The sequence below is a fragment of the Arachidicoccus sp. genome, from assembly GCF_050436765.1.
GTDB lineage: Bacteria > Bacteroidota > Bacteroidia > Chitinophagales > Chitinophagaceae > Arachidicoccus.
On sequence record NZ_JBNQGD010000431.1, the window covers coordinates 1 to 2035 of the forward strand.

General features: G+C 35.7%; 2 protein-coding genes. Both read left to right on the forward strand.

The window, feature by feature from the left end; genetic code table 11:
- Positions 1 to 686: DNA methyltransferase (locus ACQR30_RS18220; protein ID WP_429737232.1), on the forward strand; the 686-nt coding region annotated here is incomplete at its 5' end.
- The coding region (locus ACQR30_RS18225; RefSeq protein WP_429737233.1) for an Eco57I restriction-modification methylase domain-containing protein at positions 667 to 2035 on the forward strand (1369 nt) is incomplete at its 3' end. The genes ACQR30_RS18220 and ACQR30_RS18225, both read left to right, overlap by 20 nt.

The following is a 2035-nucleotide window of genomic DNA, read 5'->3' on the forward strand; positions in this document are numbered from 1 at the left end:
TGATTACATTGAGCGAACAAATAAATAGCGACAACCAAGTAAAATCAAAACAACGTGTAACAGACCACGGGGAGGTTTTTACGAACCAACGTGAGGTAAATGCAATGCTCGACCTTGTAAAACAAGAAACGGAAAGAATCGATGCTCGATTCTTAGAACCTGCTTGCGGTACTGGTAATTTCTTAGTGGAAATATTGAAAAGAAAATTAGCTGTTGTTGAACAACGCTATGCTAAAAGCCAAATAGAATACGAACGTTACGCCATACTTGCAATATCAAGTATTTATGGTGTAGATATATTGCAAGACAATGTGCAAACCTGTCGTGATAGGTTATTGGGAATCTTTACGCATTATTACCAAAAAAACTACAAAGAATTGAAGTCAGACTTTTTAAGGTCTGCCGAATTTATTTTAAGTAAAAATATTCTTTGGGGTGATGCATTGGATTTAAGAACGCCGGACGAAAATGCTGATCCTATTGTATTTTCGGAATGGAGTGCCGTAAACGGAAGTATGATTAAAAGAAGAGATTATACATTGCATAATTTATTGCAAAACCAACCAATAGAAGAACCAAACTTATTTTCCGACCTTGGTGACAAGGCATTTATTCCAACGCCTGTTGGCGATTTTCCACTAACACATTTCTTAAAACTTGGCGAGGATGATAAAAACGAATTATAACCCTGATGTGCTTTCTTGCCTTGCCAATTTGAGCAATGACGAGGTCTTTACACCACCCAATTTGGTGAATCAAATTTTAGACACATTACCAAAAGAAATATGGGAAAATAAAGATGCAAAGTTTCTTGACCCTGTAAGCAAATCGGGCGTATTTCTTAGAGAAATTGCTAAACGTTTAATGCTTGGTTTAGAAAAACAAATACCTGATACCCAAAAACGAATAAACCACATTTTTAGCAAACAGTTATATGGCATTGCCATTACAGAATTAACGGCTTTACTATGTCGCAGAAGCGTTTATTGCTCAAAAACTGCAAATGGAAAATACTCTGTTTGTAATGAATTTAAAACCGAACAAGGAAACATTGTATATGAAAGAATTCAACACACTTGGGATGCTGGTAAGTGCACCCGTTGCGGAGCAAGCCAAGAAGTTTACGACCGTGAAGATGTTTTAGAAACTTATGCTTACCCTTTCATTCATTCAGACATAACAAAAACAATATTTAAGAATATGAAATTTGACGTAATCGTTGGAAATCCACCATATCAGTTAAGTGATGCAGGACACGGAAGAAGTGCAAGTCCTATTTATCATAAATTTATTCAGCAAGCCAAAAAACTAAACCCAAGATTCCTTATTATGATTATTCCTGCTCGATGGTATGCAGGTGGTAAAGGATTGGACGAATTCAGAAATGAAATGTTGACGGATAAACGTATTCGCAAAATTGTAGATTTTGAAAACTCTAACGAAGTGTTTCCAGGAGTAGATGTAGCAGGCGGCATTTGTTACTTTTTGTGGGATAGGGATAATACAGGCTTATGTGAAATAACTAATTTCAACAATGGAAATGAAGTGAAGTCTGAACGGGCTTTAAATGAATTTTCAATATTAATAAGACAAAGCCAAGCAATTCCAATTATTCGTAAGGTATTAGCAAAAAAAGAAAATGGTGGTAAGAGATTAAGTAGTGTAGTTTCTTCAAGAAAGCCTTTTGGTTTACCGACAAACTATAACCCTAAAAATAGTGGCATATCTTGCTGGTTCATTCAGAAAATTGGTTTGAAGTATGCTAGCAAAACTGATGTTTCAGATGACAATAAACTCTTAGATAAATGGAAACTACTTGTTCCTCCAGCACCAATTGCAGGGCAGACAGACTTTTCAAAGCCTATTGCTTTCTATTATGATGGAAATACCAAAATCGCCAAACCGGGTGAATGCTGCACAGAATCGTTTATTGTAGCTGGTGCATTTTCGACCCAAAAAGAAGTTCTCTCATATAAATCATATCTGTTTACCAAAATTGCAAGATTTCTTCTTTTACAAACAGTTGTTTCTCAAC